Genomic DNA, 227 nt, shown 5'->3' on the forward strand with positions numbered 1-227 from the left:
TTATGGACAGGCCATTCAATATTGGCAACAATTATTAAGCTTGGTACATCCCGACTCGGAAGATGCCCAGGCCATCCGAAAAGCCATCGCTAAGGCCCAAAGCCTTACTCAGAAAAAGAAAGGAGATCAAGAATAATGGATAAAGTGTATCAAGTTATAGAACTCGTCGGAACATCCCAAAAAGGCATTGAAGATGCTATTAATGCTGCAATTATGAAAGCATCTAA

1 protein-coding gene is annotated in these 227 nt (G+C 40.5%); it reads left to right on the plus strand.

Annotation, left to right across the window (positions count from 1 at the left end; genetic code table 11):
- Window positions 1-135: 135 nt before the first annotated feature.
- Window positions 136-227 (plus strand): dodecin domain-containing protein (locus IEX97_RS14070; RefSeq protein WP_373289468.1); only part of this gene is annotated, 92 nt, incomplete at its 3' end.

It is taken from the genome of Paenalicyclobacillus cellulosilyticus, from assembly GCF_014647315.1.
Taxonomy (GTDB): domain Bacteria; phylum Bacillota; class Bacilli; order Alicyclobacillales; family Alicyclobacillaceae; genus Alicyclobacillus_J; species Alicyclobacillus_J cellulosilyticus.